General features: G+C 43.8%; 18 protein-coding genes and 1 pseudogene. 5 read left to right on the top strand and 14 right to left on the bottom strand.

The window, feature by feature from the left end:
• The first annotated feature begins 608 nt into the window (after window positions 1–608).
• Window positions 609–1,193 (top strand): histidine phosphatase family protein, encoded by a 585-nt coding sequence (locus ACH6CZ_RS09675; RefSeq protein ID WP_374097225.1) that lies wholly within the window; start codon window positions 609–611, stop codon window positions 1,191–1,193.
• A 224-nt stretch (window positions 1,194–1,417) separates the two neighbouring features.
• Here ACH6CZ_RS09675 and ACH6CZ_RS09670 read toward each other — a convergent pair whose 3' ends face one another.
• The 3 genes from ACH6CZ_RS09670 to ACH6CZ_RS09660 all read right to left on the bottom strand — a co-directional run bounded on the left by ACH6CZ_RS09670 (window position 1,418) and on the right by ACH6CZ_RS09660 (window position 5,695).
• Window positions 1,418–2,518, bottom strand: coding sequence for an S-layer homology domain-containing protein (locus ACH6CZ_RS09670; RefSeq protein ID WP_374097224.1), 1,101 nt, complete (start codon window positions 2,516–2,518; stop codon window positions 1,418–1,420).
• 66 nt (window positions 2,519–2,584) lie between these two features.
• Window positions 2,585–3,466 carry a UTP--glucose-1-phosphate uridylyltransferase GalU gene (gene galU, locus ACH6CZ_RS09665; RefSeq protein ID WP_374097223.1) on the bottom strand — a complete coding sequence of 294 codons (882 nt, stop codon included), beginning with the start codon at window positions 3,464–3,466 and terminating at the stop codon, window positions 2,585–2,587.
• 216 nt (window positions 3,467–3,682) lie between these two features.
• Complete coding sequence (locus tag ACH6CZ_RS09660) at window positions 3,683–5,695, bottom strand: acyltransferase family protein (protein WP_374097222.1); 2,013 nt, start codon at window positions 5,693–5,695, stop codon at window positions 3,683–3,685.
• 294 nt (window positions 5,696–5,989) lie between these two features.
• On the opposite strand from ACH6CZ_RS09660, the gene ACH6CZ_RS09655 reads away from it, so the two are divergent.
• Entirely contained in the window at window positions 5,990–6,916 is a 927-nt protein-coding gene (locus ACH6CZ_RS09655; protein ID WP_374097221.1) for an LCP family glycopolymer transferase, read from the top strand.
• 114 nt (window positions 6,917–7,030) lie between these two features.
• Here ACH6CZ_RS09655 and ACH6CZ_RS09650 read toward each other — a convergent pair whose 3' ends face one another.
• The 4 genes from ACH6CZ_RS09650 to ACH6CZ_RS09635 form a co-directional block, all read right to left on the bottom strand.
• Window positions 7,031–8,332, bottom strand: a complete 1,302-nt coding sequence (locus tag ACH6CZ_RS09650; protein ID WP_374097220.1) for an acetamidase/formamidase family protein — start codon at window positions 8,330–8,332, stop codon at window positions 7,031–7,033.
• Between the two features lie 170 nt (window positions 8,333–8,502).
• Window positions 8,503–9,291 carry a transposase gene (locus ACH6CZ_RS09645; RefSeq protein WP_374097219.1) on the bottom strand — a complete coding sequence of 263 codons (789 nt, stop codon included), beginning with the start codon at window positions 9,289–9,291 and terminating at the stop codon, window positions 8,503–8,505.
• Between the two features lie 145 nt (window positions 9,292–9,436).
• Window positions 9,437–14,176 carry a S8 family serine peptidase gene (locus tag ACH6CZ_RS09640; RefSeq protein ID WP_374097218.1) on the bottom strand — a complete coding sequence of 1,580 codons (4,740 nt, stop codon included), beginning with the start codon at window positions 14,174–14,176 and terminating at the stop codon, window positions 9,437–9,439.
• A 317-nt stretch (window positions 14,177–14,493) separates the two neighbouring features.
• Window positions 14,494–15,018 carry a nuclease-related domain-containing protein gene (locus tag ACH6CZ_RS09635; protein ID WP_374097217.1) on the bottom strand — a complete coding sequence of 175 codons (525 nt, stop codon included), beginning with the start codon at window positions 15,016–15,018 and terminating at the stop codon, window positions 14,494–14,496.
• Between the two features lie 300 nt (window positions 15,019–15,318).
• Between ACH6CZ_RS09635 and ACH6CZ_RS09630 the strand changes: the two genes are divergently transcribed.
• A complete protein-coding gene (locus tag ACH6CZ_RS09630) occupies window positions 15,319–15,837 on the top strand; it encodes a YehS family protein (RefSeq protein ID WP_374097216.1) in 519 nt (172 codons plus the stop codon).
• 110 nt (window positions 15,838–15,947) lie between these two features.
• Here the strand turns inward: ACH6CZ_RS09630 and ACH6CZ_RS09625 are convergent.
• The 7 genes and pseudogenes from ACH6CZ_RS09625 to ACH6CZ_RS09595 all read right to left on the bottom strand — a co-directional run bounded on the left by ACH6CZ_RS09625 (window position 15,948) and on the right by ACH6CZ_RS09595 (window position 23,253).
• Window positions 15,948–17,090, bottom strand: a pseudogene (locus ACH6CZ_RS09625) (Gfo/Idh/MocA family protein).
• Window positions 17,091–17,230: 140 nt separating this feature from the next.
• Window positions 17,231–18,427: an aminotransferase-like domain-containing protein gene (locus ACH6CZ_RS09620; RefSeq protein WP_374097215.1), complete on the bottom strand. Its 1,197-nt coding sequence runs from the start codon at window positions 18,425–18,427 to the stop codon at window positions 17,231–17,233.
• Between the two features lie 172 nt (window positions 18,428–18,599).
• The gene (locus ACH6CZ_RS09615; RefSeq protein ID WP_374097214.1) at window positions 18,600–19,970 is read right to left on the bottom strand and encodes a YjiH family protein; all 1,371 of its coding nucleotides are present in this window, start codon (window positions 19,968–19,970) and stop codon (window positions 18,600–18,602) included.
• A 197-nt stretch (window positions 19,971–20,167) separates the two neighbouring features.
• Window positions 20,168–20,704 (bottom strand): signal peptidase I, encoded by a 537-nt coding sequence (locus tag ACH6CZ_RS09610; RefSeq protein ID WP_374097213.1) that lies wholly within the window; start codon window positions 20,702–20,704, stop codon window positions 20,168–20,170.
• A 26-nt stretch (window positions 20,705–20,730) separates the two neighbouring features.
• A complete protein-coding gene (locus tag ACH6CZ_RS09605; protein ID WP_374097212.1) occupies window positions 20,731–21,933 on the bottom strand; it encodes a hypothetical protein in 1,203 nt (400 codons plus the stop codon).
• A 27-nt stretch (window positions 21,934–21,960) separates the two neighbouring features.
• Entirely contained in the window at window positions 21,961–22,524 is a 564-nt protein-coding gene (gene sipW, locus ACH6CZ_RS09600) for a signal peptidase I SipW (RefSeq protein WP_374097211.1), read from the bottom strand.
• 132 nt (window positions 22,525–22,656) lie between these two features.
• A complete protein-coding gene (locus ACH6CZ_RS09595; RefSeq protein WP_374097210.1) occupies window positions 22,657–23,253 on the bottom strand; it encodes a CalY family protein in 597 nt (198 codons plus the stop codon).
• Between the two features lie 507 nt (window positions 23,254–23,760).
• Here ACH6CZ_RS09595 and ACH6CZ_RS09590 point away from each other — a divergent pair.
• Together ACH6CZ_RS09590 and ACH6CZ_RS09585 are read left to right on the top strand one after the other, a co-directional pair.
• Entirely contained in the window at window positions 23,761–24,285 is a 525-nt protein-coding gene (locus ACH6CZ_RS09590) for a VanZ family protein (protein WP_374097209.1), read from the top strand.
• A gap of 139 nt (window positions 24,286–24,424) precedes the next feature.
• Window positions 24,425–25,603 carry a GTP-binding protein gene (locus ACH6CZ_RS09585; RefSeq protein WP_374097208.1) on the top strand — a complete coding sequence of 393 codons (1,179 nt, stop codon included), beginning with the start codon at window positions 24,425–24,427 and terminating at the stop codon, window positions 25,601–25,603.
• Window positions 25,604–25,667: the final 64 nt, after the last annotated feature.

Below are 25,667 nucleotides of genomic sequence, written 5' to 3'. Positions count from 1 at the left end.
GATCGTAGCGGAAGGGGGCGACTCCTGCAGGAGAAATCGGACAGGTGAGACCCCGCAGGCGAATCCGAGGAGGCTCACCGCCGATCCTGCGGAAAGAGTCCCCCTGGAGCGAAGATCAGCAGCCAAGTTTAACAGAGCCAAAAATATAAAAAGATGAGACAATCATTTGTCCCACCTTCTTTTTGTCAGATTACCTTCTTGAAAGCACGTCTTTCCGCATAATCTTTGCAGGAAGAACACACATTCAATGTCTGATTTAATATGTCTATGTATCTGGTAAGCTGACTTTCTTTCTTTTTACAAAGTGTGCAGGAAGGTTTAAATAACTTCAGCAAGTTCACACTCCACCCTTCTTTACCCCTGGTTCTGTCCAGACATACACTCTCACATATGAAACTATCATACTATTTTAGGAAAAATTACACAATACTTTTTCAAACTTTTACATAATTAGTTAAAGGTGTTTTTCAATTGGAATGCGTTATCATTTAATCTCTTAAAAATGAACCAGGAGAGAACATCGTCTTATTTAGATTGTTCATTTAGACCCAACTATAGTAAAATTAAGGAACAATCAGGGGAGAAGTCAAATACAAGGGAGATACGTTATGGTAACTGAGGTTTATATGGTGAGACATGCGCATTCTATTTTTTCGCTCGAGTTTGAAGAAACACGCGGGTTATCAAAGAGCGGCTGGAAAGCGGTTGAAAAAGTAACAGACGTACTTCTGAAAGAGAATATTGAAGTGATCGTCTCAAGTCCCTACGTCAGAGCAAGGCAGACACTGGAAGGACTTGCGAAAGAGCTGAATATAGATGTAATAATTGATAAAAGGTTCCGTGAAAGGGATCTTGCTGCACGCGATCATCATTTTGATGACCCGCTGTCTGCAATCAAAAAAGTATTTGATGATCCGGACTTCCGTTTTCCGGAGGGTGAATCCAATAATGAAGTAATCGAACGTGGAATTGACGGGCTGAAAGAAGTTGTCGGAGAACACCAGGGAAAACGTATTGCAATTGGCATTCACGGTAATATTTTTGCCTGTATGATGAGCTGGTTCGACGATAGGTACGGATTCGAATTCAGTCTGCAGACGACAAAACCTGATATTTACAAACTGACGATAGATGACCTTTTTCAGCTGAAATCAGTCGAGCGGCTATGGAAGACAGACTGGATTCCGGAGTGAAAATAGTCTAGAACCAATAAATGCATTTCTTTAATCGTTTCGTTTCGCTGCGCTTCAGGCGAACGCTATACGGACGGTGGTTGCTGAGACCCCGCCTTCACCTGCGGGGTCTCAGCTTTCCTCTTATCGTCCCGGAGTCGCCACCTTACGCTTCGCTGCACTCAGATTTCAATAAAAAGTAGTAAGTTGTCCTGACACAATTACATCTTCTCTTTTTTTAATGTTCAGCGAGTATATTTCCTGACCAAATCCTCTTTTTCAGAAGCGGTATTATAATGAGATTTTCCATAGATCAGCGCTGCATAGGTTGAGTCGTCCTTATTATCAATTCTTAAAATGACTGACCCTTTTTCACCTTCCCAGTAAACATCATACAGAATATATTCTTCTTCCGCCTTAACTTCGTAAATACTCTCTCCAAACTCAAGGTCTGCCTGAGGCTTCAGCAGGTCATAAATCTGATGCAAGAATTCATCTTTATGATAAACAATTTCTCCCATCATGAAATCATGCATTTTATAAGCTAGAATACCATTTTCAAAAATATAGACGAGCTCTGTGTCATAGCCGAATTTAGACGACTGGTAATACAGCGCTGATGACCGCCCGAGGTCTACGTAATCAACAGGATTGTTGTGAATCCGCAATACTTCTTCTTCAGTCATACCAATTTCCACAGTTCCCTTTGCGACAGGGGCCGGGTCAGGCTCCCAGTCAACTTTGTAACGATCATCCATTGCCCTGCTCATAAAGGCAGAAAACTGCGCACGCGTTACTGTTCTGAGCGGCTGATATGATCCGTTTGAAAAGCCGGCAGCAATGCCCTGGTCAGACAAAACGCTGATATATTCCTGTGCCCAGTAATTTGTCTGTACATCAGAATAGGTAATCGCTGTATTTCCTGAAAGATTAAAAGCCTGGTAAATCATATAGGCCATATCTTCACGCGTCAGCGGTTCATTGGGTTTATATTCACGTTCCGCCCGCACAATTCCCTCATCCGCAACTGCTGCAATGTAGCGGTAAACGCTTTTATCAAGGGGAACGTCTGTATATCCCGGATCAGGTCTGTCCCGTAAACTCAAATTTAACGAATTTGCCAGCATAATCGCTGCCTGCCCACGTGTTACATCCGCTTCCGGCTTGAAACTCCCATCATTGAATCCATTAATGACGCCTTCTCCGCTCAAATATAAAATTTCATTGATCGCCCAGTGAGTTGATTCCACATCCTTAAATTTAGCGTCCGCAAAAGCCGGCAAGCTGAATCCTAGCGTTAAACATGTTATGGCAATGACTGCAATGATCTGTCTGATGTCCCTCATCCCCCTTTTTATTAAACTAACGTGATTTTAAAAATACCGCCTGAGTGTGCAACTCAAGCGGTATTTTTACTTACCTACTGCTTCTTTCTCAACGATTTTTAACAGATAATCAAGAAACGGCTTGCGAAGGTCTTCCCTTTTAAGCGCAAACTCAACTGTCGCTTCTAAAAAGCCCTGCTTGTCCCCAACATCATAACGGCGGCCCTCAAAATGATACGAATACATCGCCTCGCGCTGCGCAAGCTCTTTTAACGCATCAGTCAGCTGAATTTCCCCATCCTTGCCTGGAGGTGTGTTTTCAAGAATATCAAAAATTTCAGGTGTAATAATATACCGTCCAAGAATTGCCAGGTTTGAAGGTGCATCTTCAACAGCCGGCTTCTCAACCAGATCCTTCACCTTAAAAATCCGGTCCTCAACATGATTCCCCTGCACAATCCCATATTTATTAACGTCCGTCTCAGGAATTTCCTGTACCCCTAAAATCGATGTCTTATACTGATTAAACATCTCAAGCATTTGCTCAAGACACGGCTTCTCATTTTCAACAATATCATCACCGAGCATCACAGCAAACGGCTCATTCCCGATAAAACTTTTCGCACAATAAATCGCATGACCAAGACCCTTAGGCTCTTTTTGTCTTATGTAATGAATATTCACCAGATCCGAAATCTTCCGAACCTCCTCAAGCATCTCTTTCTTCCCCTTCGCTTCAAGCTCCAGCTCAAGCTCAACCGACTTATCAAAATGATCCTCAATACTCTTCTTATTCCGGCCGGTAATAATCAAAATCTCCTCAATCCCCGACTGCACAGCCTCCTCAATAATATACTGCAAAGTCGGCTTATCCACGATCGGAAGCATCTCCTTCGGCTGAGCCTTCGTCGCCGGCAAAAACCTCGTCCCAAGACCCGCCGCAGGAATAATCGCCTTACGCACCTTCATGTTATTTCCCCTCCCCTGAGATAATATATGAATATTTTAACATAAATTTGTGAGTTTTGTATGTGCAATATTGGGGACTGAGATTGTAGTATCATGCGATGTACAGCGAAAAGACAAAGTACACGGCAGAATAATTCCAGCAACTATTCAGTTTAAAATGATAAAAATAAAGAAGTCAGCTAATAAATCAACTGACTTCTTCTTAACTTCCGTCTTTTATTCCCGGTTCTCAAGCACCCTCATGACATGAGGCTTAATCACCGGCCCAAGCGTTCTCGCATAAGTTGCTGTAATATGATTATTATCAAAATAAGTTAACACATTTCCAATGACAGCATGACATGTTTCATCATCACAGAAATAATCATTTACATTTAAAAACGTCACGTTTTCCGGAACCCGGTCAAGCTTATTAACCGGCGTTGGATCACGAAGAATCTGATCAACCGGCTGATTGCAGCTTTCAGGATGATCGGGATTTTTTTCAACGCAGCGCAGCACACTCTTTTCAAACCATGGTGTGTCCTCCATCAGAAATAACGGCATATCGCGCTCTTCAAAGAATTCCCACGCATTGATGAACCCTTCAGGCACTTCATCGTACATATCGACGCGCAATCCTACATCGGCTACTGCAAAAATTAAATCAGGATCATCCTCAACAAGCTGGTCCTGCACATTTGCAAACCACTCGTCACATTCCTTCAGATCAGTCAATATGTCTGTCGTAAAGCGGCAGCCGCCTTTGATATACGTTTTTATCAGGATGTTTTCTTCATCGGCAAACTCCTGCAGCGCAGGCAACCAATGCGCTGAGTGTGATCCGCCGACAAGCGCGACCGTATTCTCATACTCTTCCGTTTCACCGTATTCACAGATCCTTACGCCAACCGTCCCTTTTCCTAAAAGGCACCTGTCCGGATAAATATCTGCACGGTCCTGATAGGCGTTGTCAAGTGTTGGCAGGAAAGGCTCCTCAAAGTCCGCAATGCTGTCCAGTCCACCGTCAAAAAGCTTTACTGTGGCGCCTGGATGAGGATTATCAGGATCATAACTATCCGAAATATCGATCTCCTCCTGCACAAGCGCCTGACTTTCATACACCTGTGCAGCTGACACAATCGAAAGCGCCAGTACCGCAATGACAACCGCCGTTCTTTTTAAATGAAAAGCAGATGTACGAATCGGTTTTTCCACAAATTGAATAGTGAGATAAGCAAGCAGCGCAGACACAGCCATAACCGCAATTCCATGCAGCACAGATACGCTCTCCACTTCAAAATAAGCATAATAAAAAATCAGCATCGGCCAGTGCCACAGATAAAATGCATAAGAAATCCCGCCAAATTTCACCAGCGGCTTCCAGCTCAGCACACTGTACGCACTGAAATGCTTCGCCTCATTTCCGGCAACAATCATCAATACAGCAGCAAGCACCGGCCATAGCGCTGCATATCCCGGAAATACGTCCGAAACCTGAAAAATAATGCCGCCGCTCAACAGCGCAATCAGACCAACCCAGCCAAACACCCATGCCAGTGGCTTCAACACACGGATCTTATGAATCGTCAACGCCAGAATACCGCCCAGTCCAAACTCCCACACTCTTGTGAATGTATGATAATAAGCAACTGGCTGATTCACTTCCGTTAAATACACTGAATATGTAAACGAAGACACGATTACAAGACCAATGACTATTAATAAAAGTCTTTTGAAATCAGCTTTTTTAAATATTTTTAACAGTGTAATGCCTACAAAAAACAGCAACAGCCAAATCAGATAAAACTGAAACTGAATACTCAGCGCCCAAAAATGCTGATATGGCGACGCTGCATAATTTGAAGCGAGGTAATCCACCGAATCAATCGCCAGACGCCAGTTCTGAAAATAAAAAGAAGACGCCAAAAACTCATCCAGCACCTGCTGTCGCGTATAAAGCGGCATCACAACAAAACTGATCACAAACGTCGCAATCCCAATCAGCCACGCAGTCGGCAACAGCCTTTTCAACAACTTAACCACATACGAAAAATACAAAATCCGGCCATTCCGGCGATACATCGACAACAGCGACGTCGTAATCAAAAACCCCGACACCACAAAAAACACATCAACACCACCCGAAACCCGGTTAAACCAAATATGATAAATCGCCACCAAAATCGCAGCAACAGCCCTTAAACCCTCTAACTCCTCCCGCAACTTACGCGGTTTTACTTCCTGCACTGTATTCACTCCATATCTATTATTGAATCTAGTATATTTTATCATAGTCATGTACATGGTGGGGACGGAGTTCGGACTTCGGAGTGCGGGGACGGAGTTAACACTCTACTACACTCGAGTTATTGCTTGGACTGCCGGGACGGAGTTGACACTCTATGATGAAGTGTTAACTCCGTCCCCCAAAAAGAAAAAAGTTAACATCTATTTACATAACCCATATTGTTCTTTATAATGAACATAAAATACTCTAAAAAGAACTAATTCTATAAATATACAAATAAAGGGGTTGTTTTTATGAAAAAGAACAAAAAGCGGTATATCTGGTTCAATTTGCTGAGTTTCCTGCTTGTTTTGATCATCCTTTCAGGAGGGATCTATTTGCATAATATTTACCGGTCATTTGCAAGTGCAACCCAGCAAATGCATGCAGGAGTCACCTGGGAGAAATCAGATAAGCGCGCTTCTGAGCTGCGTTTTGAAAAAGAAGAGCCTTTTTCAGTCCTTCTGCTCGGTGTGGACGAACGCGAAGATGATGGAGGAAGATCTGACACGATGATCGTAGTGACAGTTAATCCTGAAACTGAAACGACAAAGCTCCTCAGCATTCCAAGAGATACTTATGTGGAAATTGCCGGGCGTGATACCATGGATAAAATCAATCATGCATATGCATTCGGCGGAGTGGACATGACAATTAAAACCGTTGAAAACTATCTGGATATTCCAATCGATTACTTTATTCAGATCAATATGGATGGGTTCATGGATATCGTCAACGCCATTTCAGGCATCAGCGTGGTCAATGAATTTGCATTTAAAACAGGAGGATTTTACTTTCCGGCAGGCATGATTGATCTGACAGGTGAAGAAGCGCTCGCTTATGCCCGCATGCGCTATGAAGATCCTGATGGCGATTTCGGACGCCAGCAAAGGCAGCGCCAGGTCATCGAAGCCGTATTAAGAAAAGCGGTAAGCTTTCATTCTCTATTAAGTGTAAATGAATTTTTTGAAGCAGTCGGTTCCAATATAAAAACAAATCTGAAGGTTGACGAAATCATTGATATTCAAAGCAAATACAGACCCGCTTTAAACAACTTCAATGAAGAATCTCTAGCCGGCGGGAATGAACTTTACATCAACGACATTTATTATTATGACGTCCCGGAACCGGTCCTGACATCCGTCAAAGCTCAACTGCATAAAGAATTGGAGCTTGAATAATTTTTTTGATCGCTTTGTTCTCAATTAAGAATTTTAGTGGCGGAGTGCCGGGACGGAGTTGACGCTCTATCATAGAGTGTCAACTCCGTCCCCAAAAACGGCACTCCGCTCTCATTACTTTTTATAATGCTTCCTAACCTCCTCAAGCATCGCTACCTTCTCCAAATAAGCAACAGGTGCCAGGAAAGTAATCGTCACCACACCAGGATGCCGCCCGATTTCAATCGAACCTGTTATAGTTGTACGATTCATAATTTCAGGAACAGTCACCCCAAACAGATCGGCTGCACGCTGCAAACCATTGTCGGTTGCAAGATTCAGGTTGGCGCCCGTGCCAATTACTGATACAGGAAGTGATTCTTCGAGCTTTTCGATATTCCACTGCTTTGCGACTGCCTGAGCTGATTTGAGTTCAGCTTCTGTAAATGGCTTCGCTGTGTATGGAAGGTCTTCTTCGTTTGGCAGAAGGATAGGTCCTTCAAGATTTGCACCTTTTATTACGTGGACCTGAAGATGCACAATACCTGAAACGTCAGCGGTATGCCCGGCAATTTCTCCATCTCCCTGCATCGCATGCATATCACCTAAGTACACCCCGCCACCCGGTACTTTTACAGGACAAATCAGTGTCGATCCTGCGCGTACACGGCTGATATCGAGATGTCCGTCAGTCCTGTGCTCATTCAGCTCGTCCTCTGTCACCTTATAATCATGAGGTGCGCCAACTAAAAACGATCCGAAATCACCTGCATTGTGTGAATCTGGAAGTGGTTTTGAAGGCGTCGTGCCAAGCTGTCCGAGAAACGGTCTCATCCTTGCTACCACACCAACTAAATCATGCGGCGCAAACGTCACAATCGGGTTCTGCACCGATGCATCCGGCGTCATCATATAGTGACGGCCATCACGCGCAATCGTCTCTGCCGACTCCTTTGACATCGTCACCCCGACATCACCATGCTCGCTAAAGCTGATTGTATAGCCGTTTGTAAATACAAATGGCGTCACATCGGCATGACAATTCGCACATCTGATGGCTTCCTGTCCAATCCCTTCAATCACCGTATCCGGATACATTGTGCCGCATTCCGGACATTTTACCGCAACAAACGGATCCCCAAGAAAACGCCCATCTACCGGCGCATCATTCCCGGAAGCCGTCGCAAGTGACGTCACATTAATCGAATGAATCTTCACCACAATCGCATCACCAGGCTCAGCCCCCTCAACAAACACAGGCTTCGTCACCTCATGACCACCACGAATACACGGCGTAATCATCGGCCCCCAGCAGCCCGGCGCTGTATTCGCAATAATATGCCCGCCATCACGAACCGGCCCAAGCATCTCTTTCTCCGGATCCAGCACCCCATCAATAAACGAATTCACCAGTAATGTATCAGTCGCTTTACTCATATCCTTCTCTCCTTTCTGAAAATTCAGTTTAATTATAGCGTAGAATTGCAATCATCTCGAGTTTGAGGTTTTTGGGGCTGCTGGGGTTGTATTGGGGACGGAGTTTGCACTCTATGGCCCGGGGACGGAGTTCACACTCTATAATGAAGTGCAAACTCCGTCCCCAAAAATTAATCCTCGCGTTTACCCGCTCTCCAAATCACCCCAATTGGAATGCCAAGGATTCTAGAAAGCTGTGGTCCAGAAATATCTTTTATGGTTTTTAGGTGTTGGATTACAATCGTTTTTTCATCTATCGGGAGTTTTTTGATGTCGGGGAGTTCAATGGAGCCTACATGGGATTTAATTACGTCCATAGCTTCAATATCGGAATGCTTACTTCTGTGTGGGGACTTTCTTTGAGGAAGTTCGTAAACAGCTTCTGTATATTCAATAAAATTATTCACTGCTTTAATCGGATCACGTGAAAATAACTCTAAAATCTCTTGGTGGTCACTCAAATCATTGTAAAAATTCCGTTGATTATAATATTCCTTGCAGCTGCTCCAAAAATATAGCGCAGGAAATTCAACAATAAAACTGCGTACACAGTTTTGATGAATATACCGGATCGCGGTATGGAGGTAAGAAATGTTTTCAATCGGACTGCTATAAAATCTCCCCGCATAAATTGAACCTTTGCCTCTGTACTTATTATTGAAATACCTTGCATAACTTCCATTAAGACTCTGCATAATTCTCGAAATAGAATAGTCTGATTCTTTTATTACAAGATGATAATGATTGTCCATCAAACACCAGGCATAAATCTTAAATCCCTTCTCTTTTTTGATGTTTGATAATTTTTTAAGAAACATTTCTCTGTCCGCATCATCATAAAATAGCAACTGAGAATTAATACCTACAGTATCAATATGATAAATACCTGTACTGCTAATTTTTCTTTTTTCTCTGGGCATCTTAGTCTCTCCTTAATTTTTGGGGACGGAGTTTACACTACACACAAAATGGAGTGCAAACTCCGTCCCCAGTTTTCCAAACCCCGGGACAGAGTCAGTACTCCACTCTAAATAGAGTATGAACTCCGTCCCCAAAGTCCAAGCCCTACCTCAAAACACCAACCATCCGATTCAGTACAGCTGCCATTTCACCGCGCGTCAAGTTCGCTTTTGGTGCGAAGCTGCCGTCTTTTTTACCTGCGATGATGCCAAGCATTTCGGCCTGGTAGACTGCGTCACGGGCGTAGTCTGAGATGCGGTTGTGGTCTTTGAATTCATCTGGCATGAATACGGTTGGTGCCAGATATGGTGCGCGATAGTTGATGGCGCGCATGATCATGGCTGCCATTTGTTCGCGCGTGATTTGTTCGCCTGGCTTGAATGTGCCGTCGTCTTTACCTGCAACGATTCCTGCTTTGTGTGCTGCTTCGATTGATGACGCAGCCCAGTGAGAGTCTTTTACATCAGGGAAAACGCCTGTCGGTTCGACTTCAGGAAGCTGCATCGCTCTTGATAGCAGGGCAGCAAATTCTGCACGTGTTAAGCCAAGGTATGGTTTGAATTCGTCTTTCGTTTTTCCGGCAGTAATATTAAGGGATGCCAGCGTATCAATATCATCTTTTGCCCAATGGTCTTTAACGTCTGCAAAAGTGATATCATTTTCGATCACCTGATAGAGTCCAGGCTTTGTCATCATGAATACCAGTCCGTCTTCAAATTCTGATCCGCCTGCATAGTGCCACTTGCTGTCATACCTTTGTTGAACCGATACTTTATTCACATTCTTTACGTTTTGCTTGTCGTATACAACATTTGCGAGGAACAGTTCATCGAAAGTTTCGATCACTTTTCCATCTGCAACAGCAACAAAGCGGAAAGCATCTGAAAGTGCTTTGGCATTGCCGCTAAGCTTGGTTGAGTCGTCTGTTGCGATGTTAAATGCGACGTGAGTTGACGATGCTTGATTTTTAAAGAAATCAGCCGGCACAAGTACCTGGAATGGTCCTGAGCGGAATTCGAGATCCTTTTTAGCTGCAGCAAGCACTTTTACAGCCGCTTCGTTCATCATCAGCGTAGCATCAACTGTGCCATCTGCCTGCTGTGGAATCGCATTGACCATAAAGAAGTCATCTGAATCCTTTACTAGCTGCTTCGCTTCTTCCTCACCGATTGTGATAACGCGAGAATCATCTGCACCTTCTTTGAAAAGAATAATGTCTTTTGCATAACGGACATTGCCAACAACATCCATCGCACTGATCTCAAAGCGGTTCAGTCCCGGCTCCAGCTGCAGTTCAATGTCTTCAACCGTTGTTTCAAAAGCCTTCTTTTCTAAAAGTTTTGTAGGCACTGAAGCGAAAATTTCGTCTCCATTCACATAGAGACGCACATCATCATAGTTATCTTTGACATTGACAGAAATGACAGGATTGTCAGCATCTTCACCTACGATAAATGGTGTATCAAGACCTGAGACTGTAAGCTCTGGTGCTTCACTGTCCACAATAATCGTGCGGTTAATGCTGATTTCATTGCCTTCCTTATCAGTTGCAGACACAATGACATCGTGAATATCATCACTGTCAAAAGTCACGCGTGCAAAGAACACGTAATTCTGTTCGTCGATTTCAAATGAATCTACTTTTTTACCGTTTACCGTAACTTCTTTCACACTTGAAGCATCCGTTACATAACCTGAAACGAATGTTTCACGGAATGGTGTCGGCTCAAAGAATGCCGGTGAATCAAGGAAAATTTCAGGTCCTTTTGCATCTTCACCCTGCTGAACCGTTGTCTTTACGCGGTTACCTGCAAAATCAACCGCTTCAACCTGAATGCGCTGCTTTTCGTTAATTTTTTTGTCAAACGTAAATGACTCTTCTTCAGGAGACAAATAAAAGTCAGTGACACTCTGTCCGTCTACTAAAATATCAACGTACTGAACAGCATGATCATCCTCTGAAGAGAACGTGATTGTTGAAGCTGCTGTATCTAGCTCAGCTTCTATTTCCGGCTTTTTCGTATCAATTTTGACCGGCAGTGAAAGCTCCTGCCATTCTGCTCCTTCAAAATCAATTTTTGCCTGAAGCGTCAGGTAATACTGTCCATCCGGCGCTGTACGGCCATTCACTTTACCATCCCAGACCCAGGCAGGTGAGAATGTTGCGCCTTCTTCTTCAAGTCCGTCAATATAGTTTTTACGAAGCTCACGGTCAGTACGGATTGTTCGCAGTGTGCGCCCGTTTTCATCAGTAACCGTTACCTTCAATTCTTTCGCATTTCTTAAAAGGGATACAACAGGCATCACGTCATCCTGCATGCCATCACCATTTGGAGAAAAGGCGATTAATTCAGGGTCAACCATATATTCTTCTGCAAACGGATCTACGCCAAGATCTTCAGCGAATTCACCATAAAAATCAAATGAACGAACGCCTGTGTAGCCGTAATAAGTCATCTCATCCCACTGCGGCAAATCAAAGATCGGCGCAGCAGTCCAATCCCCTTTAAAACCTGCATACGGTACAGTCAGCACAGGGTTCATGTCAGTTGGATCCGTAAAAGTGACAAACCCCTCTACAAAATAACCATTTTCAAAAACGTCTTCCGGTAACACTTCTTCTCCGTCCTGGAGCAGCGTTACATCTGAAAGGTCAATTTCAACTTCAACCGTTTCAGTCGCAAGTGGTGCAACTTCAAGCGTCAATTCTTCTTCCCCATTTAACAGAAGACCTGCTCCTGTAATGTCCTGACCATAAATCAGGTTCGGTGCAGTTAATCCTTCTGAAAGCGCATCTGTCTGCGTATTCACATCAACTTCATAGACAATTTCTTCATCAGTCAGGTTCTCAACTTCGAGTTCAAATACAGCTGTATCACCATCAATTTCTTTTAGCGCAACGGCTGTATCACCCTGCTCATCTGTTACAACTGCTGGTGCAGACAGTGCGGCATGAAGTTGCATCAGACCTGCTCCCTGACGGCGTGGTGAAATCGTAAGTCCATTTGGATCCATCACTGGTGACGCTGTATTCATCATAATTGTCTTAACCCAGTCAGATCTGAACTCTTTGTCCACAGTATCTTCAAGCTGCTGCATTAATAGTGCAGACCCACCCGCGATATGCGGCGCAGCCATTGATGTACCGCCTAATACAGCGTATCCGTCTTCATTATCAGTTGATAAAATACTGCCGCCCGGTGCTGTAATTTCCGGCTTAAACTCAAGGTCCGGCGTCAGCCCCCATGAAGTGAAATCGCTCATCATACCTGCAGTTGGATTAGGCTGTGTTAGCTCATCCCCGTTAAATGAAAGCTCAACCACCGAGCCATCAGCCAGCGCTTCAGCAAGACGGTCTCCTTCAGATTTCACCATAAACAACTGTGGAATCATGATCTCAGGATCAGTCGCCATATTAACAAAACCATCTGTGTTGTTATAAATAATGGCACCGGCAGCTCCTGCATACTGTGCATTCAGCACTTTAGACACGAAATCAATTTCCCCGCGCTGAATCAGAGCATATTTACCTGCAACATCAATCTCAAAAAAGTCTTCTTCATATCCAAGACCTGCATGTACAAGTTCAAAATCCGTCTGGACATAATCCTCAGGATCTTCTTCATTTGCTACAGAATAAGGTGCAAGACCTGCATCTTCACCGTCAATTGTGACCTGCACCGCTTTAGAGTCAACGAAGACATTATCAAGCGAAGCAACTGTCAGTGCATTTTCAGATACAGCCGGCGAACCCACTACGCCGTAATCCGGATTCCCTGCATATGGATAATAATAGCCATCTCCAAACATAGCAGAGTTACCCGCTGAAATAGACACAAGTATACCCGCATCCACTGCACGCTGAACCGCCTGCTGCTCAGGGTCCTCAGCATCCACAAACCCTGCAGTCGCGCCTAGGCTCATATTAATCACATCCGCCCCTAAACGGATTGAATCATCAATTGCTTTAATGAACACATCACTATAAGTGGTTGAAATCAATGGATCACTGCCAAACACCTTCATCGCAAGCAGCTGTGCTTCAGGCGCAACACCCTTCACACCACCATTATCAAGGTCCCCATTTGCAGCAACCGTCCCGGCTACGTGCATCCCATGAGACGCATCCGCTCCGAAATCCTTCACCTGTTTGTTCTTATCAAAATAGTTATAGCCATAAGGCATTTTTTCAGTTAAGTATGTACCTTTAAGACCAAACTCTTTAATTGCTGCATTAACATCGCTTTTATCAAGCTTTACATCAGTTTCATTACTGATCACCATATCACGGTGGGACGGATCCATTCCGGAATCTATGATCGCAACAACCAGTCCTTCGCCACGGTATCCATAATCCTCCCAGGCAAGTTCCTTTTCAATCAGTTCACCTGTATAACTCATATCCGGTTCAACCGCCGGACGCTCATACACATTCGCAATATGTACACGCTTCACACCGGCAATCTGCTCAATCTTCTCAATATCAGCAGACGGAACAGTCATACTGAAACCATTTACAATCGTCGTAAACTCATTCTCAACAGAAGCCGTCGAAACCTCTCCTGCCTCATTCTTTGCATCCTTTTGACTCTTCAGGACCTCATCAATAATCCGGTCCTGCTCAGAAACACTCAGCTCCTGAAAATCCGCTCCATCCTCTGAAGCAATCTCCACAGCCGAAGCCCCCTCAAGCTCCACGATCACCCGGACCTCTTCATCCTGAGCCACATCCAAAGCAATCGCATCACCACTCCTCACCGGCTTCTCAAGCGGCAGCGCCCCATAAGCAGCACTACTAAAAGCCAGCATCAGCACAAACACACAAACCAACAACTTCCTACCCACAACCTCAACTCCATTTCTATTCAAAATATTTCCTAACAATATTATTATAGAGTTATTTTTCTGAAAATTGTGTAGGTATTTTATACTGTTTGTTGGGTTGGGGGTGGGGGTGGGGGGTGTTGGGGACGGAGTTTACACTCTATGCAGATTTGGTGTTTAGGGGACGGAGTTTACACTTCAGGCAGAGTATGGGGACAGAGTTCAATTATAATGAACTCTGTCACCGCATGTACTTTAAATGAAACGCTAACTCCGTCCCCTAAATATACATTTACTCAAAAGAAAAACCCCGGTACGCATTACCAGGGTTTATAACATCACGATTGACACATCCACACAAACCCGCGCTCGAGTATATTCAGGTGGTGGTTTTTGATTGGCTGATTGTTTAAGACGTTCTTTTTTAAGATCACCCGTTCTATGTATTCAGGTATTTCATTTTCCCCAAGCATCCACTGGTTTCCTTCGATGTCCCGGTGGTTTCCCTGCACGTTAAGTTTAACGCGCTTTTTGAAGCCGACGATTGAGTATATATAGTCGTGGAAATAAGGCGGGATGATCTCTTTTAAAAGACTGATTTTTTTCTCATTTTCATGCAGCGGATTTTTAATTCTGATATCACCTTCCGACAACCAGACAGGACGTTCCGGACTTCCATCAATCATCCCCTTCGCTTCATTATACTGGATAACAAAAATACCACCGCCCGTAAAAACAATCCTGTCTATTAACAGATCTTTTTCAAAAGAACGGTGTGTCAAACGCACTTCATTAATGGTTCTGTTATCGATCCTAAGATCAAGGCTGTTATAACTTATCTTATTTTCAGCTGATTGAACCACGTACGATTCCCCCTCTAAATGTCCACATGAATTAACAGATAATTCTATTATAACTGTAAAAATTAACAGTTGAAACTGATTTTTAAGGAATAATAAGGTCTTATGACTCAAATGACTGATCAAAAAAACCAGTCATAACTGTGTATCCTTTAACTGGAACAGTTTGCATCCATCTCAAATATATCTGTATTTGCACGCAAAGTATGCACACAAATCATACTGTTTCCGGGCATCACTAGATGTAAACCTGATTTACTGATACAATTTTTAAGTTAAACAATAATTTACGGGGTGATACGAATGACAAATAACGATATTCTAATACGTTTACGATATGCGCTTGATCTTAAAAATACTGAAATGATTGAGATTTTTAAACTTGGCGGAGTTGATGTGACAAAAGAAGATGTGCTGAAAATTCTCACGAAAATAGACGAAGACGAATTTTATGATCATGATGAGCCTGAAGAGACTGATCAGTATATTAAATGCACAAACTCAATGCTGGAGTCTTTCCTGAACGGCTTTATCACATTTAAAAGAGGACCTCAGAAGGACAAAAATGGTCAGCCGGTTAAGCCGGACCGTTCCATTAAAAATCATGCCAGCGTGAACAACGTACTGCTGAAGAAGGTAAAAATCGCACTCACACTCACAACCGAAGACATGATCGACCTCTTCGATCAGGCCGGCATCACCGTCACAAAAGGAGAACTCGGCGCCCTCCTCAGAAAAGAAGGACATAAAAATTACAAGCCTTGCGGTGATAAGTATGCACGGAATTTTCTTAAGGGATTGACTTTACGGTACCGGGATTAACACTTGGGGACGGAGTTCGCACTCCATCAAAAAGGGACAGAGTTCACTTTAAAATTGACAACTCTGTCCCCAACAAATGGAGTATAAACTCCGTCCCCAAAGTGCCATTTTTATACCTCAATCCATCTCTCCTCCTCATTACTCCTCAAAATTGCATCCACAATCTTCATGTTATAATGACCATCTTCAAAATTAGCGAAATAGCTTGTTTCATCAGGAGTTTCAACCTTTTTATAAAAGGACATCATTAAATTTTTTAGGCAGTCCGGCCAGCCTTCCTGATGCCCGCCTGGAAAATGCGCGTACGCACGGGCTTTTTCGGATAACAACGCTGGATCTTTCATGAGGATCTGGTTTGCTTCATTTCTTTTGCCGATCCAGAGGCGATTTGGTTCTTCCTGGTTCCATTCAAATGAGCCATCAGTTAGCGAGATGGTGAAGTGCAGGTTATTCTTTTTGCCGGCAGTTACCTGCGAGACGTTAAACATGCCTTTTGTCCCATTTTCAAATTGAACGAGTACGTTACCTGCATCTTCGGATTGAATCGCGACTTTTTCAAACTGCTCAGCTTTTTCATGTGTAAAAGTTGAGCCGGCTCCATCCACAGGCTTTTTACGCTCAGAATGAAGGGTTGTGAGGTCAGCCATTACTTTCACAATCCGCATGCCAAGAATATGTTGCATCGTGTCACACCAGTGTGAACCGATATCTGCAATGGCCCTGGACTCGCCATTTAACGCAGGAGCCATACGCCAGCTGTAATCTGAATCATACAGGCACTAGTCCTGTAAATACCCCCCTGATACTAAATGTGGCCGCCCAAATTCCTGATTCACAATTTTCACACGCGCTTCTTCCACCATTGGATAGTGGCGGTAATTGAAGCACACACCATGAACAAGTCCGGACTTACTTGCTATTTCAAGCAGTTCAGCTGACTGATCACGATTTAATGCGAGCGGCTTTTCAGATAACACATGCTTTCCAGCAAGTAAAATTTTCTTATTCAATTCAAAATGAAGCACATTCAGCGTGCAATTATGTATCACATCAATCTCTGGATTTGCCAAAAGCTCATTCACATCATCATAAGCAAACGTTAGCCGGTACTCACCCGCAATACGCTCCGCCTTCTCCCTCGACCTCGAAACTATCCCAGCCGCCTCAACACCTGGCAGCCTCTTCAACGTCTCCAAATGCGCCATCGCCGAAAACCCCGAGCCGATTACAGCAGCACGAATCAACTTTTTCATTGGTTGAGCCTCCTTTTTCAGGGAATATTCTGAATTTTTATTATAGCATAGATAGCAGTTTGGGGACGGAGTTGGCACTCCATCAAAAAGGGACAGAGTTCACTTTAAAATTGACAACTCTGTCCCCAAAAAATGGTGTGTTAACTCCGTCCCCAAGATGAAATCACCCCGGCCAGTCGCTTCACACCCTCAACAATCTCATTCTCATCCGCTGCGCTGAATGACAGTCGCATTTGATCGAGTCCGTCTTCCTGTTTTAGGTAGAAATGTTTTCCGGGTATGTAGGATACACCTGCTTCTGTCGCTTTTTCTAAAAGGTCTGCGGTGTCTGTTCCCGGGATGGTGAGCCAGACGAAGTAGCCGCCGTTTGGTTTGGTCCAGGTTACGTGTTTCGGCATATGTGCTGAAAGTGCATTTAGCAGGGTGCCGCATTTAGATTGATAAAGTGACTGGAGGTTCACTAAATGTGCTGTCCAGTTCACGCCGGCGAGATAGGTAGCCATGGTTGCCTGGGCAAATGGGTGATCCAGATCCTTTTTAAAGCGGAACAGCGTCTCGGTCCATTGCTGATCTGCTGCGATCCAGCCGATACGCATGCCTGGAGCGACTACTTTTGATAAGGAGCCGATATAAAAAACTCGGCCTGTCTGATCCATGGATTTCAGCGTCTGTACCGGTTCGTCAAAATGAAGTTCGCCGTACGCGTCATCCTCCATAATGAGAAAATCATAAGTCGTTGCAAGCTCAATCAAATGCTTTCTTCTTTTAAAAGAAAGTGTTGTTCCGGTAGGGTTTTGGAAGGTTGGTATCGTGTATAGCACTTTAGGAAGCGGCTGATTTTCACGGTTTCTTTTTGCTAACATTTCTTCAAGCTTCTCTGTCAGAATCCCATTTTTATCTACAGGCACAGTCAGAATCCGGTCAGTATAGTTCTGAAAAATCTCAAGTGCTTCCATATAGGTCGGCGATTCGACGACGATCCAGGTTTCTTCATCCATTAACATGCGAGCGACTAAGTCAATTGCTTGGCACGCACCCGACGTGACGAGCAGTTCTTCCAGCTTGATATGTATATCTCTTTCGTTCATGCGATTAAGCAACCATGTTTGAAGCTGATCGATTTTCGGACTGCCCACATAATGCAACGGCAGATCTTTTTCTTCATTTAAAAGGCGTGTGACCGCCTGTTGTAGGTCATTCACCGGCACAAGCGAGGTATCCGGAAAACCTGAGCTCAGCCGCACACACCCCTCCGGCACCACCGGCATCCATGCACCGGGCGGCTCGTGTTTCATGGAAGATTTGATGTGTTCGGAAAAGTATTTCGAGACGTTCATATGGCTTCACTCCCTGATTTGGTCAGTGTGAGTATATCAATTTTACTGGTAATAGAACAATGCGGCAGAAGGGGGGACGGAGTTGGCACTCCATCAAAAAGGGACAGAGTCCACTTTGAAAGTGACAACTCTGTCCCCAAAAATGGAGTACTAACTCCGTCCCCACATTACCTTAAAAGAATAATAGATGTGCCATCAGTGCTGCGATTGGCAGACTGATAATCGTGCGCTGTAAAAATACGATGAATAGTTCCCAGATTGAAATCGGGATTTTTGATTTTACTAAAAGTACGCCGATTTCTGACATGTAGATCAGCTGTGTGAGTGATAATACGCCGATGACGAATCTTGTCAGTTCTGATTCGATTCCGCTTCCGATGACTGCCGGCAGGAACATATCTGCAAATCCGACGATCATTGCAGGTGCAGCCGCCTGGGCTTCCGGGATTCGGAGCAGTTCAAGCAGCGGAACGAATGGATATGACAGGTACGTGAATACCGGTGTAAATTCAGCAATGATAAGTGCGATTGTACCGATCGCCATCACGAGTGGAATGAGCGCAAACCAGATATCAAGCACATTCACAATCCCTTTTTTCGCTACACCACGGTAACTCTTCACCTGATCCGCCTTTTCAACAGCTTTCTCGACGCCCCATTTAAAGTTCGAAACGCCCTCCGGCACAACTTCTTCAATCTGCTTGCCAACGGGCTCATAATACGTTTCTTTTTTACGCGAAAGGGGTGGAATTCTCGGGCAAATGACTGCCACAATTACACCTGTCACAATTACGGTAAAATAAAATTGCACAAACATGCTGTCAATATTTAAAAATCGTGCGATGACTAAACTGAACGCAATCGATGCAATCGAAAAGTTTGTAGCAACCACTGCTGCTTCACGCTTCGTATAGTAACCGGACTCATACTGCTGAGTCGTGAGCAGCACACCGACCGTTCCGCTTCCCATCCAAGATGCCAGCGCATCAATAGACGAGCGGCCCGGCAGCGTAAACAGCGGCACCATTACTTTTCGCACAATCGTCCCGATAAAATCCATTAAGCCAAACTCTAACAGAAGCGGCATGAATAAACATGCAAATAAAAACCATACCATCAGCACCGGAATCAGATCGTATAACATCACCTGTCCAGTGACAGGCGACCAAACCAGCTCAGGTCCCACTTCAAAAAGTGTCGCTAAAGCAAACAGCGCACCCACAGCACGCAGTACCACCCAAAACGGCGCTACGTCGAACAATAACGCAACAGCAGGCTGCTTTTTCACCTCACTGAGCATCGGGAGTTTCACCACTAAACTGCCAAGTGCCGACACTACAAGAATAAGCGTCATAAAGCCGGGAATATAAGCAGCAATCGCACCTTGCAGACTGTCCGCCATAATCCCAAGACCAATCGTCACCTTCCCATCAAACTTCACCGGCACAAGAAAAAGTAACACACCAATTAAAGAAGGCAGCCAAAACTTCATGTACTGCTTTGCTGAATAAACATTCACGCTTTCACTATGTATACGTTCCATCTCCAATGACCTCACAATCCGCTTTTAAGATGTTTTATATATTATCATTATTTTGTATAAAAATACAATGGTTTTTTGTATACGTCAGAGCTGGGTGTTTGGGGACGGAGTTGGCACTCCACTAAAAAGGGCCAGAGTTCACTTTAACAGTGATAACTCTGTCCCTCAAAAATGGAGTATGAACTCCGTCCCCACCACTACCCGCGACTCAACCGCCACCCCCTTAAATAATGAACACCAAACACCAGAAAAATCACCCCTGGGATTAAAAACAGTATCAATGCACCAAGTTTCGAACTTGCGAAACCGAGTGGGTAGCCGATCCAGGGGATGGTGATGCCGGTGTATTGACCAAGGACGGCGCCTGCTGGGATTGCATCGATGTCCGGGCCATCGTTGTTGTCGCCTTTTGTGCGGTAGGTGACAGCATCACCATGAATAATTTTTTCAATGATGCGGTGGGTGATGAGGATGCCGTCTCTTTGAAATGTGATAATATCTCCCGGCTCATATTCTGTTCCTTCTTTTTCTGTGAGTTTAATTTGAATAACTGAGCCGGTTCTAAATGTTGGTTCCATTGATCCTGAGAGCACATTTTTGAATTGGTAGCCCATGAATGATGGATCTGCTCCGGTGATTCTTGCTGAAATGATTGTGTAGGCGATCAGGATGATCAGAATAAATGCACCCCACTTAAGGAACTTTAGCACTTTGTTTACATATTTATTCTGCATTCTCACCACTCCAGACTTGCCCGTTCTCATGATTCAGGGCTGCTTTCTTCACTGATTTCTTCCTCTTCTTCAGTCACAGCCGCTGCTTCAGCTTCTACAGCTTCTTCCTCGGGAACTACGACTTCTGTTTCTTCAGCTGGCGCTTCCTGCTCTTTCGGTGTTTCAACTGGCTGCTCTTCTTCTTTTGCAGGTTCTGCAGGCTGTTCAGCTGGTTCCTTAGCCTTATCTTCTTCAGGTTCTTCTACCTGTTCAGAATCAGAATCCTGATTGTCTTCTTCAGCTTGTTTTTGCTCTTCTTCCAAACGCTTTTCTTCTTCTAAAAGTTTATTCTCTTCTTCCAGACGTTTTTCTTCCTCTAAACGCTTTTGCTCTTCTTCTTCCTCTTGTAAACGATCCGCTAATGTATACAACTCTGACTGTTGCGTCTGCAGGCTTTGTTCCTGCTCATCAAGTTCAGAGATCCCTTCATTGAAGGATGTGATCAGGCGGTTATATGCCTCCACTTTTACCAAATCAGCCAGACCTGCTCCTTTAAATTCGACTATGCCTGAGAGGATCGGCGTCTGGTGATCAATATAATTTTTCATTTCCCTAAATTCCTGAACCATTGTTGCGATCGAATTTTGCATGGTATCATCTAGTATTTTATTACTGTTTACAGATGATGAAAACTGGTTGAGGACGGATGGGTTCTTCATCTCCAGGCAATTAGGGTGATAATATTTGTTGAACTGAATTTCTTTTAAGAGAACGGAAAGCCGGTCGAGTTCCTCCTCCAGATCTGACCATAGATTCTCCAGAGCCTCCAGCTGGTCTCGGGTTGTATTCATTGTGGTCTGGACCTGATTGATTGTCCCGTTCAGGCTGTCAGCCGCTTTTCTGACCTGGTCACTGTTCGCGCCCGTCTGGATGTTTTTTGTGTTAAATGAAGGTTTTTTTACAACAACTGAATAGATCTGCTTTTCGAGATTTGCGACCTGGTCAAGAGATGCCTTCGCTTCGGTAAACTGTTTTTCTAAAGTTGCCGGAAATACTTCGCAGGCCTTCATTTGACCGTGAAGCTCCTCTGTGTCGGTAAACGCACCATATGTACCACCAGCCACCTGGCCCATGCAAAGAATTAAAAAAGAGGAGGCTGCAATACCAGCCTGCAGCTTCCTCATTTTTTTGTTGTATTGACGCCTCTGACTGAGACGCTCATTCTGAATCCTGTCAGCACGCTTCAACATACCTATCACTCCTGTCAGCTAAATGAATTATCTTTCAACCGCTTCTTTACGTCCTGTCTTCAGGTCAACCTGGGCAATGGCACGCCAGATCGTAAAGATCGAATATAATAGAAGAAAAGCGCCAATACCGATGAATATAAAAGCACCATTCTTTGTGTTAATCGTGTTCAACGCGTAACCAACATAAGGCACTGTGTAACCCGTATATTTAGCTACAACATTCTCAGCAAGCACCGGAGTCACGTCAACATTCTCATTATTGTCACCCTTCGTCCGATACATCGTTTGCTCACCATTCTCGATCACCTCTGTAATCCGGTGAGTCGTCAGCCGCTGCTCATCCTCCATATACGTGATGACATCACCAACCTCAAACGTCATCCCCTCATTAACCTTCTCAACCGCAATCACAGATCCAGTCTGAATCCCCGGCTCCATTGACCCTGATAAAACGGTTTTCAGCTGGTACCCAAGAAACTCCGGTTCGCCGCCAGATGCCCTGGCAGAAACGACGATGAATAGTATGAGTATAAAAACAGTGAACAGAATGAGTGAAATCAGGTGACTCGTGAGTTTTAAGACAATTTTCATGGTGATCAACCTTTCTTGTTTGTGATAATAGTTTAATTTTCTTCACCTTTTATAAAGTTAGATTATAAAACGTGAAGAAAATTAAGGAGGAGAAAGGAAGGCTTGACCGACCTTTCTCTTCATTAAACTAATTTACCTTTCTTCACCATCTGTTTGCATAGCTTCGAATGTCCACTCAAGCTTTAACTTATCTTTTTGGAAGTGGTTTTGATCTTCATGGTTATCTACAAATTCATATTGAATATAGATTGTATCGTTTGTACCTGCAGCAAGTTTTCCACCTTTTTCTGCAAAGAATTTGCTCCAGAAGTTTCCTTCAATCACATCAGGTGATGAATTCTTCAATTGGGAAAGAGTTGTTGACCAAATCACATTATCTAGCTTATCTTTGTTCAGCATGAAATTTACACGAATGTGATCTCCTAAATCATCACCATTGTTATTATGACCACTATCAATGACCTCATAGTCCGTATAAAGGTCAACTGCGCCGATATCCAATGAGCCGTTGTTCTCAAGCTTAAATTCTCTTGTCATCGTATCACCAGGCTTAATATTGTCTACCTGGATAATTTTTGTTGGATCTAACGCCAAATCCAATGTCCCCGCTGCAAAAGTATTATTCGAAACCTCTGTGTCACTGAAGTACGCATATGTACCCCCACCAATTAATGCTAACCCCATTGCCGCTGACGCTACTCCAAGACCTAGTTTCTGCTTGATACCCATTCAAATCTCCTCCTCATAATGTGGTTGTTTGTTCGTTCGTTTTCGAGATTATTTTGTTCTCGATAACGAATCAACAACCTCACTATAACTCAGGAAGAAATTCGTGAAAAGAGCCAAATTCGTCCATTTATTCTATATTAAGAACAAAAATAGTCTTATTATCTTTATTTTCCTCTTATTTACTTACATTTTTAAATTTTTTGATTATTTTATACTTATTTGAGAACTAACATAGTATTGACGCACCATTTCAAATTATATAAGAGTTGGTTAATATGTATGAGGTATCAATTGGGGACGGAGTTTGGACTGGGGACAGACTTTAACACATCCTACTTAACTCTGTCCCTGCTATACACATTTCATGTTACTTTCACCTCCGTCCCCAACATGCTCCTAATATTGCGTCTAATCCTCGTAACCAAACAACACTTCAATTTTAAACCGTTTCATTGTAATATAAAGTTAGAACTTTCAGACAACCTATTATATAACTGGAGTGACTATATGGATAAAATCAAGCATCCGGTAACGCTGATTCTTTTCATACCAATCGCACTTATCCTTTTAATCGCTGCCTACTCTTCCTCACAAACTTATGAACAGCAAACGCTTATCCCTGTGATGAAAAGTCTGTCTGCTCCTGACTGGCTTCGGACGGCCATGGATCAGGTCAGCTTCACTTATGCAGGCAGTATTGTCAGCACACAATCACTTGGATACGCAGGTTTTACTGAATTCTTTTTAAGAAAAGGTGCACACGTTATTATTTTCTTTTCCATCAGTTTCTTTTTATTCAGACTACTTATTCATCTGATTCCATCTGTAAAAAAGGCAGCACTCCTGAACTTAGCGCTTGTTATTCTTTTTGCATTCAGTGATGAATTTCACCAATACCTTACAGGCGGCGGACGGACACCTACATTTCAAGATATTATACTCGACACAACCGGAGGAATACTCGGTTTAACGGTGGCGTATGGTGTGTTTGTGCGTTATAAGAAACAACGAAAGAATCGGGGACGGAGTTAGCACTCCATGTGAAGTGTTAACTCCGTCCCTAAAAACGAAGTGCATACTCCGTCCCTTAGACCTCGTCCCTTTACAACCTCCTCAAATTCAGCTATTCTTTAAATCGTAATAATTACGTTTTAAAGAGAGGGTTATACCTATGACAATTCCTGTAACAGTACTAAGTGGCTATTTAGGTGCCGGTAAGACGACTTTACTGAATCATATTTTACATAGTAAGCAGGACCTGAGAGCGGCTGTGATTGTAAATGATATGAGTGAAGTGAATATTGATGGGGGACAGTTGAAGAAAGGTTATTTTTCGCGGACAGATGAGACGCTTGTGGAAATGCAGAACGGTTGTATTTGCTGTACGCTGCGTGAGGACCTGATCATTGAAGTAAAGAGGCTCGCTGAAATCGGGGAAATTGATTATATCATCATTGAATCCACAGGTATTTCAGAGCCGATTCCTGTAGCTCAGACTTTTGTTTATGAGGATGAAGAAACCGGAATTGACTTAAGTCAGGTGACCCGCCTGGATACAATGGTGACGGTTGTTGATGCACTCAGATTTGCAGATGATCTTGAAAGCGGTGAAACGCTGCTCGACCGAAAACAGACCGATGATGAGCAGGATGAACGGGACGTGTCTGATTTGCTAATCGATCAGGTCGAATTTGCCGATTTGATTATTTTAAATAAAATTGACCTGGTTTCTACAGAAGAGGCAGATGCGATTCGTGTACTGCTGAAGACGCTTAATCCTGATGCAAAAATTCTTACGGCATCCTATGGCCAGATAAATCCGTTGAACCTTTTAAACACCGGGGCTTTTGACTTTGAAAAAGCAAGCCAGGGAGCTGGATGGATCAAGGAGTTAAATGAAGAGCACACCCCTGAAACTGAAGAATATGGGATTACCTCTTTCCTTTACAAAAAGCAGCACCCCTTTCACCCCGCCAGATTCTATCAATTTTTAAGTGAATTACCCGAAGAAATTGTTCGCTCCAAAGGCTTTTTCTGGCTAGCAACGAAAGAACAGTCAGCTGGACTTGTCTCTCAGGCCGGCAAATCAATTCAGTTGCAATCAGCGGGGACATGGATTGCCGCTTTGTCTAAAGAAGAACAGCAGCAAGCGCTAAAAGAAGAGCCGGAACTGAACAGCCGCTGGCACCCTGAATGGGGCGATCGTCTGAACGAACTCGTCTTTATCGGGATCGGGTTGGATCAGGAAGCCATCGTGAAAGAACTGGACCAGTGTCTGCTGACAGAAGAAGAGCTTGAGTCAGATTGGCGAATGCTTGAAGATCCGTTTCCTGATTTTTCGGGGAGGTGACAGTGGGGTCGGAGTTGTCACTCCACTAAAAAGGGACAGAGTTGACTCCAAAGTAGAGTCTGAA

The organism is Jeotgalibacillus sp. JSM ZJ347 (assembly GCF_044383825.1).
Classification (GTDB): Bacteria; Bacillota; Bacilli; order Bacillales; family Jeotgalibacillaceae; genus Jeotgalibacillus.
This window is presented reverse-complemented; position numbering and strand designations above follow the sequence as displayed.